Genomic DNA, 14,175 nt, shown 5'->3' on the forward strand with positions numbered 1-14,175 from the left:
TGAAAAATATGTTGAAAAGTTGTGGTGTGATTGTGGAGTATAATCCCTTTCATAACGGCCATCAGTACCATTTAGAAACAGCTCGCGAAGCAAGTCAAGCAGATGTAGTAGTGGCCGTTATGAGTGGGAATTTCTTGCAACGAGGGGAACCAGCAATACTTGATAAATGGACGAGAGCAAAAGAAGCTATTGAAAATGGTGCTGACTTGGTTATTGAATTACCAGTCACATCTGCTGTTCAGTCTGCAGATTATTTTGCAAAAGGTGCTGTGAAGCTGCTTCAGGAATTAGGCGTGTCTTCTTTATGTTTTGGGACTGATAGCGAAGAAGTTTTGGATTATGAGCAATTCGCACGTTTTAATGCAGAAAATCAAAAGGAAATTAATGAGACGTTTCAGTCGCTTAATCATCTAGGATTAAGCTATCCACAACAAATGAATGAAGTGTACCGACTATTGTTACCTGACTGGCCAGTATCGACTCAATCACCTAATCATATATTAGGTATGAGTTACGCTAAAGAAAATCAAAAGTATACTAACCCTATGGCACTTTTTCCGATAAAACGTCAGGTGTCGAACTACCATGATAAAGAATTGAATGGCACAAAGTTTGCGAGTGCCACTGCTATTAGAGAAGCTGTATTGTCACATCAATTTGAGGCGCTAGGTGAGGTGCTACCAGTTGAAACATTTAATGACCTTAATGAGAGTGAGCCGGTTGATTGGGAAAAAGCATGGCCATTTTTAAAGTATCAGTTAATGGTTAAGTCTGAAGATGAGTTAAAAACAATCTATCAAATGGTTGAAGGAATAGAATACCGTTTAAAAGAGATGGTGCTAAAAGCGACATCGTTTGAAGAATTTGTAGCATTGGTTAAAACAAAACGATTTACTTGGACTAGAATTCAGCGACTCTGTGTCTATGTGTTGTTACAATTAACTGAAGAAGAAGTGACGCAAAGTTGGGATAATCCTTATTTAAGACTATTAGGCTTTAACAAGGTAGGGCAAGCTTTTATGAAACAACAGCGTAAAATAGTGACATGTCCTGTTGTAAGTAATTTAAAAAAAGAACATCAAAAAATTGCTGAATTGGATATTAGAGCAGGATTTGTTTATGAGTTAATAAGTGGGGAAGCGACTAAACAAGATTTTTATAGAATACCACATATCAAAAAATAAGATACTTCATTGGCACGCTCTTTAGGGCGTGCTATTATTGTCTCTATAATGGAAACGTTTTCGTGTAAGGGAGGTAATAAAATGAAAATAAAATATTTTGGAACAGCAGCAGCAGAGGGAGTCCCTGCTCTTTTTTGTAAATGCAAAGTGTGTCAGAAGGCTCGTGAATTGGGTGGTAAAGAAATTAGAACACGAAGTCAGTCACTGGTAGATGATACCTTACTTATTGATTTTCCAGGTGACAGTTACTTTCATTTTATTCAACACAATTATAACTTAGCCGACATAGAACAACTTATTATAACCCATGGTCATGCTGATCATTTTTATCCTGAAGATTTATTAATGCGTATGGGCGGTTATAGTGTTGGTATTGAGACAACGCTTTCAGTTTATGGCAATGAAAGAGTTCATAATTTTTATCAACGGGCAGTTGAATTAGAAGGATGGGAAGATAAAAAAAGGCTATCATTTAACGAGGTAGCACCTTTCAGATTATTTCAAGCAGGTGAATATGATGTTGTTCCATTAGTGGCAGACCATGACCCGAATGAAATGTGTCTAATTTATCAAGTGACACGAGCTAATAAAACCTTACTTTATGCCCATGATACGGGCTATATCTTAGAAGAAAATTGGGGATTTTGGGAAAAGTCGAGGCCTTATTTCAATTTGGTCAGTTTAGATTGCACCCATCAAAAGGTAGAAGTACCAAAAAACCATATGAGCATTTACGATAATCTTAAAGTGAAAAATCGTATGTTTAAAATGGGATTAGCTGATGAACAGACTAAATTTGTACTGAGTCATTTTTCTCATAATGGAGGAATGCTTCATCATGAAATGGTCCAGTGGGCTGAAGAAAATAATTTTATTATTGCTTACGATGGTTTTGAAATAACAGTTTAATTAGGAGGAATAATACATTGAAGTTTGAGGTGAATAAAGAGTTTTTGATAGATGGTAAGCCGACCAAACTTATATCCGGAGCGGTGCACTATTTTAGGATAATCCCTGAGAAATGGAGAGATACATTATATAATTTGAAGGCTATGGGGTGTAATACAGTAGAGACTTATATTCCATGGAACGTACATGAGCCTCAAAAAGGGAAGTTTAATTTTGAAGGACTAGCCGATATCGAAGCATTTTGTAAACTTGCTCAGGAAATGGAACTCTTTATTATTCTTAGACCATCACCATATATATGTGCAGAGTGGGAGTTTGGCGGTCTTCCGGCCTGGTTACTTGAGGACCCTAAAATGAGGATAAGAAGTCAATATAATGGATATATTCAAGCAGTAGATGATTATTATAGTGAATTAATTCCACGTCTATTTCCTTATCAAACAACTCAAGGAGGGAGTGTACTCATGATGCAGGTTGAAAATGAGTATGGTTCTTTTGGAAATGATAAAGATTATTTAAAATTAATTGCTTCTTTATTAAAAAAATATGGGGCTGAAATCCCACTATTTACATCAGACGGTGGTTGGGAAGCCGCATTAGATTCGGGAGGATTAGCAGAAGATAGTGTATTAGCGACGGCTAATTTTGGTTCGGACGCGAATTCAAATTTTAAAGCACTAGAGGCTTATCATATGAAGTATGGCAAAGAAGCACCTTTAATGTGTATGGAATTTTGGGACGGCTGGTTTAATAATTGGGGCGAAGAAATTATTAAACGTGATCCGAATGAAACCGCTGAGGAAGTAAGAGAAATTTTAAAGCGTGGGAGTATTAATTTCTATATGTTTCATGGCGGGACAAATTTTGGTTTTTACAATGGCTGTTCGGACCAATTTACTCATAGCACTCCCCAGATAACCTCTTATGATTACGATGCACCGCTGACAGAGTGGGGGATGCCAACCGAAAAATTCTACGCTATTCAAAAAGTAATAGAAGAGGAATGTCCAAATGTGGAAACATTTGAACCAAAATTGCCAGTTTTTAAAAATATAGGTTGTTTTCAAGTGAAGGAGAAAGTAAGTTTACCGTCAATCCTTACAGACCTGACGTCACCTGTAAAAAATGACTACCCTTTAACAATGGAAGAAATGGGTCAATCGTTTGGTTATATCATGTACCGAACCGAGTTAACAGGGCCCAGAAAGACTGCTTTAAAAGTGACTGAAACAGGGGACAGAGTGCAATTTTTTGTTAACAATGAATTAAAAGCCACTCAGTATCAAAATGAAGTAGGAGAAGAAGTTCCTGTTGACTTGCCTTTTGAAAGAAATATTCTTGATATTTTAGTTGAAAATCAAGGGCGAAATAATTATGGACCAACACTGATATCACCTCAACAAAGAAAGGGAATTCGTGGTGGTATCAGAGAAGATATTCATTATATCAGTGGATGGGAACATTATAATTTATCGTTAGATAATAGTAAGGAAATTGATTTTTCAAAAGAATGGATAGAAGGAAGTCCAAGTTTTTATAGGTGTGAAGTAAAGGTGCCTAAACCAGAAAATACATTTTTAGATTGTCGTAATTTTGGGAAAGGTGTTGTTTATTTAAATGGATTTCATTTAGGACGTTATTGGAGTAAAGGACCAACCTCTTATTTATTCGTACCTAAAGAATTATGGAGAAATGGTGTAAATACTCTTATTATATTTGAAACAGAAGGTAATGAAATCGAAAATGTTAGTTTTAGTGACCACCCTGTTTATGTGGATTGAAAAACGAGCTAAATAGAAAGTTAGGTAGTAAAGTATGCAACTTGAACGTAAAGCTGTCCCTTTTATAAAAATTATTATTGGTAATATGTTTATGGGTTTTGCCTATGCAAAATGGATGAAGCCGAATGACATTATAAATGGTGGTGTGACAAGTGTCGCCATGATATTAGAAAAAATAACACACTTACCGTTATTATATTTGTCTAATGGTGTGACGTTACTGTTATTATTGGCCTGTTATATTTCCCTTGGAAAGGCTAATTTTTTCAGATCACTGATAAGTAGTTGTTGTTATATGCTATTTTTTAGCATGTTCTACTCTCTACCATTTAGTGCAACAGTCAATTTACCTATCGATTTTATGCTAGCAAGTGTCTTTATCGCAATAGGGTATTATTGTTGTATCTCTTCCAATTCTTCGACTGTAGGTATGGATGTTATTGCCTTAATTATTCATAAAAATAAACCGAAAATAAAAGTAGCAGTATTGATTCGTTATATTAATTTTGGTGTGTTAGCAGTGGGGGTACTGACATATGGATGGTTATCTATTATAGTAGGTGTGTTATTTAGTTATGTTAATTCGTACCTGCTTAATTTCTTATTAGAAGCAAAAGCAAAAGGGCAATTAATATAAATAGTTATTAAAAATAATAGTTAAAAAAAAGAAATAACCTTTTATCTGGTTCAGAAATAAATATAAATAATCCTTAACAAATAGGCGATTACTTAGTATAATGAACAAGTATAAAAATTGAACTAGGAAAGAGATGAATATAATGGGTCGTAAGTGGGAAAATATTAAAGAAAAAAAAGCTGGAAAAGATTCAGCTAATAGTAAGATATATGCAAAATTTGGCGTAGAGATTTACGTTGCAGCAAAACAAGGTGAACCTGATCCGGCTCTAAACCAAAAGTTACAATCAGTTATTGATCGTGCTAAGACATATAATGTACCGAAACACGTTATTGATCGTGCTATTGATAAAGCAAAAGGCTCAAGTGATGAAACGTTCTCAGAGTTACGTTATGAAGGTTTCGGACCAAACGGGTCTATGATTATTGTTGATGCTCTTACAAACAATGCTAACCGTACAGCGTCAGACGTTCGTGCAGCATATGGTAAAAATGGCGGTAACATGGGTGTGAGTGGTGCAGTTGCTTACATGTTTGATAATACAGCTGTTTTCGCATACGAAGGTAATAATGCAGATGAAATGTTTGAAACGTTATTAGAAGCAGATATTGAAGTACGTGATGTTATGGCAGAAGCAGGTCAAGTTATCATTTATGCTGAACCAGAAGATTTCAATAATGTACGTAACGCTTTACAAGAGAATGGCGTAAAAGAATTTACAGTAGCAGAATTAGAGATGTTAGCTCAAAATGAAGTTAGTCTTGAAGGTGAAGATTTAGAAAAATTTGAAAAATTAATCGATGTGTTAGAAGATTTAGACGATGTTCAAAAAGTTCACCACAATGTAGAGTTATAATAGTAAGGAAAGAAAGATCGTTTACGGTCTTTTTTTTTAATATCAGTCTATTATTAAAGTTCAGCTAAAATAAAATGTAAATAGCAAAAATAATCAGTTATATGATATAGTTTATAGGAATACTTTTTGGCAGTGGCTTGTTTAATAAAGTCAGCTAGTAAGTAGATTTATATTAAAGGGTTTGGAGAGGATAACATGAAACAATTACCCAACATACTGACTTTGTTAAACTTAACAAGTGGGTTACTATCGATAATGTTTACAATGGAAGGTAATTTAGACCTAGCAGCTGTGTTTATTTTGCTGGGAGCATCTTTTGACGCTGTGGATGGTAGAGCAGCAAGACGAGTTGGTAATTCATCAGATTTTGGTAAGGAATTAGATTCATTAGCGGATATCGTGACTTTCGGGACAGCACCAATGATTATGTTGTTGACGACAGCAGGTCATCCATTAGTCAAATTATTTGTAGCTATTATTTATTTAAGCTGTGCAGCGATCCGTTTAGCAAGGTTTAATTCAGAACAGAGTAAGCTGAAAGTATTTATTGGTTTACCAGTTCCAGGAGCAGCGTTATTGAGTTTGTTGGCTTATTTTGAAGTCAATCGTTTATTAGTTTACTATATTATCGTTATTGCTTTAGGAATTTTAATGGTTAGTAATTTAAGATTGCCTAATTTTAAAAATATAGAACCGGATGAGGAGTAAGTAGTTTGTTGATGTTAAAAAAAATAGTTTATAAAAGTTGGACCTCTGTTTTAAAGACGTCATTTTTTGCAAAGTGTGCAGATAAAATAACCGGCTCAAAATGGAGTTCAAAATTAATTCCTTGGTATATCAAACACTATCAAGTATCTGAAACAACAATAAACCGTCCGCTTTCAGAATATAAATCATTACAAGATTTTTTTACTCGTAAAATGGATTTATCGGCTATTAAATTTGAACAATCGGATAAAATTTATGTCAGTCCGGTCGAAGCTAGAGTGAAAGATTTTGGTCAAATTACGAAGGATAAAAAATTTTTTATAAAGGATAATTATTACTCTTTAGTAGAATTATTGGGCGATGATACGATTGATACTAGCAATAGCCATTTTATTATTTTATATTTAAGTCCAAAGAATTATCATCGTTTTCATGCGCCGATAAGCGGGAAATATAATATGTTACGTAAATTGGGCAAACAGTCTTATCCTGTAAATGATGCAGCTACAACGTATATTGACGGTCTATTTACTAAGAACCATCGTGGCGTCTATCAAATGAATGATGATTTTTACGTGCCTGTTGGAGCATTAAACATAAATTCTATTCAAGAGACATTTGAGAATGGTTCGACAGTATCAGCAGGGGACGAATTAGGATATTTTAACTTTGGTTCGACAGTCGTCCTATTCTTTATGAATAAATCAATTGAATGGTCTGAAGGTATAAAAAAAGAGCAGCCTATAAATTTAGGGGATAAAGTAGCAACGATTATCTCTGACAGGGGGTAACATCGCGGTGACGGAAAAGTTTGAATTTTATATTGTTAACTACGGTTATATCACGATATTTTTATCTTTAATTTTGGGATTAGTTGGTTTGCCAGTTCCGGATGAAGTATTAATGAGTATCATAGGTTATTACTCAAATACAGATAAGATTAACTTTATTATAGCCCTTTGTGTTGCAATGTTAGGGACTGTTCTTGGTATGACGATCAGTTATTGTATTGGTAAATATATAGGTAGTAAAGCGGTTCATGGTATTTTTAAATGGTTAGGTATAAATCAGAATAAACTTGATCGTGTTGATAGGTGGATGGATAAATACGGCTTTCTCACTATCATCATGGGGTTCTTTATTCCAGGTTTTCGTCATATGACTTTTTACTTTTGTGGTATGACACATTATTCAATCAAAAAGTACTTAACTGTCGGTGTTATAGCGGCTTTTATCTGGACACTTTTTTACCTACTAGTAGGTAGATTTGCAGGGATCTTAAAATAAATATATGAAAAGACTAACAAAATATAATATTTGTTAGTCTTTTTTTATCTGTAAAAGTTATCTATATTTTTTTATTTTATGAGCGTATAATAAAGAGATATAAAGGAGAGATTATCATGATTAAAAAATTAAAAGATAGTATTTTAAAAGAAGCGTTAGAAATGAAAGATGAGATAGTCGCCAATCGCCGTGTCTTACACGAAAATCCTGAAACAGAGTTTAATTTGACAAATACTGTCAATTTTGTAAAATCTAGATTAATTGAAATGGGTTATAATCCTCAAAACTGTGGTAAATCAGGGCTTACTGCTTTAGTTGGGGCAGATACGGGAAAAGTATTTTTACTTCGTGGAGATATGGATGCGTTACCTATTGTAGAAGAAACAGACTTAGAGTTTAAATCTACAAATGAGTTTATGCATGCCTGTGGGCATGACTTCCATACCACTATGTTATTAGCAGCAGCTAAAATTTTAAAAAATCATGAAAAGGAGTTACCTGGACAAGTTAAATTAATGTTTCAGCCCGCAGAAGAAATTCTAGAGGGTGCGAAAGATATGATTGCAGATGGTCTTTTAGAGAATCCTAAAGTCGATGCAGGGCTTATGATTCATGTTGCACCAGGAGTGCCAGCTGATAATGGGACGGTGGTTATATCTCAACCGGGAATTACTCAATCTTCAGCCGACTGGTTCGAAATTAAAATTAACGGACAAGGTGGGCATGGTTCAATGCCACACAATGCAATTGATCCAATTACGGCTGCCTGTCATGTTCATACGGCATTACATGAAATTCATAGTCGAGAATTACCAGCAGATGCGATGGTTGTTCTTACTGTAGGAGAAATTCATGGAGGAAATACGTCGAATGTTATTCCTGAAAGTGTCGTGATGAAGGGGACGCTTCGCACCTTAGATTTAGATGTCCGTGAGCAGGTGAAAAAACGTATGGAAGAGATTACACAGCATGTCGCAGCAGCATTTAGATGTGAAGGGGAATGTATCTTTACAAATGGTTGTCCAACTCTTGTTAGTGATAGTAGTGTTATTGAACCAGTTGCGAAACATTTAGCTGATTTTATTGGTAAGGATAAGGCCTTTAATTTAGCTGATATGCCGGGAATGTCAGCCAATATGGGATCAGAAGATTTTGCTTATGTCAGTCAACAAGTCCCAGTCTTAATGTTAGGGTTATGCGCAGCAGATGCAAGAGTATCACATCCATATCCTGTTCATCATCCTAAACTTGTTTTATCAGAAGATGCGCTGCCATATGGTGCGGCAGCTTATGTAGCAAGTGCGATTGCTTGGTTAACAGAAAACACAAAATAAATGCTAAAACGATTGGGACTTTCCCGATCGTTTTTTTGTAGGCTAACTTCTGTTCAATAAAAAATAAGTAGTCTAAAATAGAGGGTATAGAGAAATCAATAGGAGGAACAGAATGTGAAAAAATTAAAAACAATAGAAGAGGTTCAAAAAAATATAGAAGACAATAACTTAGCGTTCATTTATATAGGTCAAGAAAACTGTAGTGTCTGTCATGGTTTAAAACCACAAGTTGAAACGATAATGGGAAAATACGAGGGAATAAGTTTGGTTGAATTAGATGCTTTAGAGGTTCCCGAAGTAGCCGAAGTTTTTAATGTTTTGACAGTGCCTGTCATGCTGTTATTTGTAGAAGGTAGAGAATATCTAAGAAAAGCACGAATGATTAATACTCGTGACTTTAGTCAAGAAGTTGATAAAATCATAACGGGTTATCAAGAAATGTTAGCCGATGAAAGTGATTCACAATAGCGAAAGTATGTTCGGTATGTTAAAATAGAGACAATGAGTAAGAACAGGCAAGGGGGATTTTAATGATAGAACGTGACGACCAAAAACAGTTTGATTTAGTTTCAAAATATGAGCCAGCAGGGGACCAACCCGAGGCGATTAAGCAGTTAGTAGACGGCTTAAATGATGGGAAGAAAGAACAAATTCTATTAGGGGCGACAGGGACAGGTAAAACATTTACAATTTCTAATGTGATTAAAGAAGTAAATAAGCCGACCCTTGTTTTAGCGCATAATAAAACATTAGCTGGACAACTCTATAGTGAGTTAAAAGAATTCTTTCCAAATAATGCGGTTGAGTATTTTGTCAGTTACTATGATTATTATCAACCAGAAGCGTATGTTCCGTCTAGTGATACCTATATTGAGAAAGATGCAAGTATAAATGATGAGATTGATAAACTACGACATTCCGCTACAAGTTCATTATTAGAACGTAACGATGTTATTGTGGTGGCTTCCGTGTCATGTATTTATGGTTTAGGGAATCCTAATGAATACCAAGATCAAGTCTTTTCAATTAGGGAAGGAATGGAAATGGACCGTGCCCAATTAATAGAAGGGCTTGTTAATATTCAATTCGAACGTAACGACATTGATTTTCAACGCGGTCGTTTTAGAGTTCGTGGTGATGTTATTGAAGTTTTCCCAGCTTCTAGGGATGAACATGCTATGCGGATTGAGTTCTTTGGCGATGAAGTTGAACGTATCCGTGAAGTCGATGCTTTAACAGGTGAGATTGTTGGTGAGAGAGAACATGTTGCCATATTCCCAGCTAAACATTTTGTAACCAACGAGGAACAGATGGAAGTGGCGATTGAAGCAATTCAAAAAGAATTAGAGGGGCGTTTGACTGAACTAAGAGAAAATGATGAGTTAATCGAAGCACAACGTTTAGAGCAACGAACTAATTATGACATAGAGATGATGCGTGAGATGGGGTATTGTTCAGGCATTGAAAACTATTCAAGATTTATGGACGGTAGACAGCCAGGTGAAGCACCGTACACCTTATTAGATTTCTTCCCAGATGATTTCTTAATTGTAGCGGATGAATCACATGTGTCACTTCCACAAATCCGTGGGATGTACAATGGGGATAGGGCACGTAAGCAAATGCTTGTCGACTATGGGTTCCGTTTACCTAGTGCATTAGATAATAGACCTTTAAAATTAGAAGAATTTGAAAAACATGTTAATCAAATTATTTATGTTTCAGCAACACCAGGCCCATATGAACAAGAACGTACAGATCGTATTATTCAACAAATTATTCGTCCAACAGGCTTGCTTGATCCGGTTGTTGAGGTTCGTCCAATTATGGGACAAATTGATGATTTAGTTGGTGAGATTAATGAGCGTATAGAGAAAAATGAACGCGTCTTTATCACAACGTTAACTAAGAAAATGTCAGAAGATTTAACAGACTATCTGAAAGAGATCGGAATTAAAGTGAAGTATCTCCATAGTGATATAAAAACCATGGAACGAACGGAGATTATTCGCGATTTAAGATTGGGTGAATTTGATGTTCTTGTCGGTATCAACTTGCTTCGTGAAGGAATCGATGTTCCAGAAGTATCCTTAGTTGCGATATTGGATGCGGATAAAGAAGGCTTCTTACGAAGTGAGCGTTCTCTTGTTCAGACCATTGGACGTGCCGCTCGTAATTCAGAAGGGAAAGTTATTTTATACGCAGATAAGATTACAGATTCTATGGAAAAAGCAATGTCAGAAACTGCTCGTCGTCGTGGCATTCAAGAAGCCTATAATGAAGAACATGCCATTGTTCCGAAAACAATTATCAAAGAAATCCGTGATTTAATCAGCATTTCTAAACCTGCCGGTAAAAATGGTAAAGGTGGGAAGGTTAGTATATCTGAACAGTACGATGAGTTATCTAAAAAAGAAAAAGCAGATGTTATTATGAAGCTTGAACATGAGATGAGAGAAGCTGCCAAGAGTCTTGACTTTGAACGTGCAGCAACGTTACGAGATACCGTACTCGAGTTAAAAGCGGGAAACAAGTAGTGGAGGTTAGATTGTGGCAAATGACAAAATAGTAATTCGTGGAGCACGTGCTCATAACTTAAAAAATGTGGATGTGACAATTCCACGTGATAAATTCGTAGTTGTAACAGGTTTATCAGGATCTGGAAAAAGTTCGTTAGCGTTTGATACGTTATATGCTGAAGGACAGCGCCGTTATGTTGAGAGTTTATCAGCATACGCCAGACAGTTTTTAGGACAAATGGATAAACCCGATGTAGATAGTATCGAGGGATTGAGTCCAGCTATTTCAATTGACCAAAAAACAACAAGTAAAAACCCTCGTTCGACTGTAGGGACTGTGACAGAAATCAATGATTATTTACGTTTATTATTTGCTCGTGTCGGTCACCCGATATGTCCAAATGATGGAACAGAAATATCAAGTCAATCCGTTGAGCAGATGGTAGATAGAGTATTGGAGTTACCAGAACGAACAAAAATTCAAATTTTAGCACCGTTGGTAAAAGGAAAAAAAGGACAGCATAAAAAAGTCTTTGAAACTGTAAAACGTGAAGGCTATGTCCGTGTCAGAATTGACGGCGAATTATACGATATAACAGAAATTCCTGAACTTGAAAAAAATAAAAAGCATGACATTGAGATTGTTGTTGACCGTATCGTGGTTAAAGATGGCATTCGTTCACGTTTATTCGACTCTTTTGAATCCTCATTACGATTAGCAGAAGGATACGCTTTAGTGGATGTTATAGGGCAGGAAGAGCTATTATTTAGTGAACACTATGCCTGTCCGCATTGCGGCTTTACGGTAGGTGAGCTCGAACCTAGATTGTTCTCATTTAATGCGCCGTACGGGGCGTGTTCTGACTGTGATGGATTAGGAATGAAACTAGAGGTAGATGAGGATTTGGTTGTACCTGACCAAGGCTTGAGCCTTAGTGAAGGAGCGATTACACCTTGGAATCCAGTGACATCTAATTACTATCCGCAGATGCTAGAACAGGCGTGTAAACAATTTAAAATTGATATGACTGTCCCCTATGAAACGTTAACTAAAGATCAAAAGAACTTATTACTAAATGGTTCAGACGGTAAAACCTTCCATTTTCACTATGAAAATGATTTTGGTGGCGTAAGAGATGTAGAAGTACCATTTGAAGGGATTTTAAAAAATATTAAACGTCGTTTTCATGAAACCAATAGTGATTATGTTCGTGAGCAAATGAGAACGTATATGACAGAATTACCATGTACCTCATGTAAAGGGAATCGTTTAAATCCTCAAGCACTTTCTATCAAAATTGAAGGAAAACATATTGGAGAAATCAGTAATTATTCGATTTCAAATGCATTGGCATTCTTCAAGAGTTTGGAACTAAATGAGCAAGAAACAGCGATAGCTAAACCTATCCTAAAAGAAGTGAGAGACCGTTTGAGCTTCTTAGAAAATGTCGGACTTAATTACTTAACATTAAGTCGAGCTTCAGGAACATTATCAGGTGGGGAAGCGCAACGTATTCGTCTAGCGACTCAGATTGGTTCTAATTTATCTGGTGTACTTTACATATTAGATGAACCTTCAATTGGCTTGCACCAACGAGACAACGATCGCTTAATAGAATCGCTGAAAAAAATGCGCGATTTAGGTAATACACTAATCGTTGTTGAACATGATGAAGACACGATGCGTGCCGCCGATTACTTAATCGATATAGGTCCAGGAGCTGGAGCCCGAGGGGGCGAAATTGTTTCTGCTGGAACACCAGAAGAAGTTGAAAAAGACCCTAACTCATTAACAGGACAATACTTATCAGGTAAGAAGAAGATTTTAGTTCCTAAAGAGCGACGTAAAGGGAATGGCGAGAAATTAAAAATTACAGGTGCTTCAGAAAATAATCTAAAAAACGTATCGGTTGAGTTTCCATTAGGTAAATTCGTCGCAGTGACAGGAGTTTCAGGTTCCGGAAAAAGTACACTGGTCAATCAGATATTGAAGAAAGCATTGGCTCAAAAGATTAATCGTAATTCAGCTAAGCCAGGCAAATTTAAAAAGATGACGGGTTATGAGACGGTTGATAAAATGATTAGCATTGACCAAAGTCCGATTGGAAGAACGCCACGTAGTAATCCTGCTACTTATACAAGTGTGTTTGATGATATTCGTGATTTATTTGCTCAGACAACAGAGGCTAAGGTTCGTGGTTATAAGAAAGGTCGTTTTAGTTTTAATGTGAAGGGCGGTCGTTGTGAAGCTTGTCGTGGCGATGGTATTATTAAAATAGAGATGCATTTCTTGCCTGATGTGTATGTTCCCTGCGAAGTGTGTCATGGTAAACGCTATAACTCTGAAACGTTAGAGGTAACCTATAAAGGTAAAAATATTTCAGATATATTAGATATGACTTGTGATGATGCGGTTGAGTTTTTTGAACATATTCCAAAAATCAAACGAAAAATTCAAACGATAGTGGATGTTGGGTTAGGTTATGTTACACTAGGCCAACCAGCGACAACTTTATCTGGTGGAGAAGCACAGCGCATGAAACTTGCGAGTGAACTTCATAAGCGTTCAACAGGCAATAGTTTCTATATTTTAGATGAACCGACGACAGGGTTGCACACGGATGATATCGCGAGATTATTAGAGGTGTTGAATAGACTTGCAGATGCTGGTAATACAGTATTAGTCATTGAGCATAATTTAGATGTAATAAAAACGGCAGACCATCTGATTGACTTAGGTCCAGAAGGTGGAGATGGTGGTGGAACAATCCTTGCAACAGGAACACCAGAAAAAATTGCTAAAGTAGAAGGAAGCTACACTGGTCACTATTTAAAAGCAGTATTAGATTAAGAGAGTGGGTTCTTATTATAAGAACCCCTCTTTTTTTGATAAGACAATAGATTGAGTGGATACGCCCGGTATGATATAATTATCTAGATAAAGAAAAGGGAGATGGTCA

12 protein-coding genes are annotated in these 14,175 nt (G+C 36.1%); all 12 read left to right on the plus strand.

Annotated elements, in window-relative coordinates; genetic code table 11:
• The first annotated feature begins 8 nt into the window (after nucleotides 1–8).
• The 12 genes from OL233_RS08400 to uvrA all read left to right on the plus strand — a co-directional run bounded on the left by OL233_RS08400 (nucleotide 9) and on the right by uvrA (nucleotide 14,066).
• Nucleotides 9–1,184 carry a nucleotidyltransferase gene (locus tag OL233_RS08400; RefSeq protein WP_275471881.1) on the plus strand — a complete coding sequence of 392 codons (1,176 nt, stop codon included), beginning with the start codon at nucleotides 9–11 and terminating at the stop codon, nucleotides 1,182–1,184.
• Between the two features lie 81 nt (nucleotides 1,185–1,265).
• The gene (locus OL233_RS08405; RefSeq protein WP_275471882.1) at nucleotides 1,266–2,093 is read left to right on the plus strand and encodes an MBL fold metallo-hydrolase; all 828 of its coding nucleotides are present in this window, start codon (nucleotides 1,266–1,268) and stop codon (nucleotides 2,091–2,093) included.
• Nucleotides 2,094–2,110: 17 nt separating this feature from the next.
• Nucleotides 2,111–3,874, plus strand: coding sequence for a glycoside hydrolase family 35 protein (locus OL233_RS08410; RefSeq protein WP_275471883.1), 1,764 nt, complete (start codon nucleotides 2,111–2,113; stop codon nucleotides 3,872–3,874).
• Between the two features lie 34 nt (nucleotides 3,875–3,908).
• Nucleotides 3,909–4,511, plus strand: coding sequence for a YitT family protein (locus tag OL233_RS08415; protein WP_275471884.1), 603 nt, complete (start codon nucleotides 3,909–3,911; stop codon nucleotides 4,509–4,511).
• A 142-nt stretch (nucleotides 4,512–4,653) separates the two neighbouring features.
• Complete coding sequence (locus OL233_RS08420) at nucleotides 4,654–5,367, plus strand: YebC/PmpR family DNA-binding transcriptional regulator (protein ID WP_275471885.1); 714 nt, start codon at nucleotides 4,654–4,656, stop codon at nucleotides 5,365–5,367.
• A 195-nt stretch (nucleotides 5,368–5,562) separates the two neighbouring features.
• On the plus strand, nucleotides 5,563–6,075 hold the full coding sequence (gene pssA, locus OL233_RS08425; protein ID WP_275471886.1) for a CDP-diacylglycerol--serine O-phosphatidyltransferase: 513 nt from the start codon (nucleotides 5,563–5,565) through the stop codon (nucleotides 6,073–6,075).
• An 11-nt stretch (nucleotides 6,076–6,086) separates the two neighbouring features.
• Nucleotides 6,087–6,866 carry an archaetidylserine decarboxylase gene (gene asd, locus OL233_RS08430; RefSeq protein ID WP_275471973.1) on the plus strand — a complete coding sequence of 260 codons (780 nt, stop codon included), beginning with the start codon at nucleotides 6,087–6,089 and terminating at the stop codon, nucleotides 6,864–6,866.
• 7 nt (nucleotides 6,867–6,873) lie between these two features.
• Complete coding sequence (locus tag OL233_RS08435) at nucleotides 6,874–7,362, plus strand: DedA family protein (protein WP_275471887.1); 489 nt, start codon at nucleotides 6,874–6,876, stop codon at nucleotides 7,360–7,362.
• Between the two features lie 116 nt (nucleotides 7,363–7,478).
• Nucleotides 7,479–8,696 carry a M20 metallopeptidase family protein gene (locus OL233_RS08440; protein ID WP_275471888.1) on the plus strand — a complete coding sequence of 406 codons (1,218 nt, stop codon included), beginning with the start codon at nucleotides 7,479–7,481 and terminating at the stop codon, nucleotides 8,694–8,696.
• 114 nt (nucleotides 8,697–8,810) lie between these two features.
• Nucleotides 8,811–9,164: a thioredoxin family protein gene (locus OL233_RS08445; RefSeq protein ID WP_275471889.1), complete on the plus strand. Its 354-nt coding sequence runs from the start codon at nucleotides 8,811–8,813 to the stop codon at nucleotides 9,162–9,164.
• 62 nt (nucleotides 9,165–9,226) lie between these two features.
• Entirely contained in the window at nucleotides 9,227–11,233 is a 2,007-nt protein-coding gene (gene uvrB, locus OL233_RS08450; RefSeq protein WP_275471890.1) for an excinuclease ABC subunit UvrB, read from the plus strand.
• Nucleotides 11,234–11,246: 13 nt separating this feature from the next.
• Nucleotides 11,247–14,066, plus strand: coding sequence for an excinuclease ABC subunit UvrA (gene uvrA / locus OL233_RS08455; protein ID WP_275471891.1), 2,820 nt, complete (start codon nucleotides 11,247–11,249; stop codon nucleotides 14,064–14,066).
• Nucleotides 14,067–14,175: the final 109 nt, after the last annotated feature.

The sequence above is a fragment of the Vagococcus proximus genome (assembly GCF_029143285.1).
Taxonomy (GTDB): Bacteria; Bacillota; Bacilli; order Lactobacillales; family Vagococcaceae; genus Vagococcus_D; species Vagococcus_D proximus.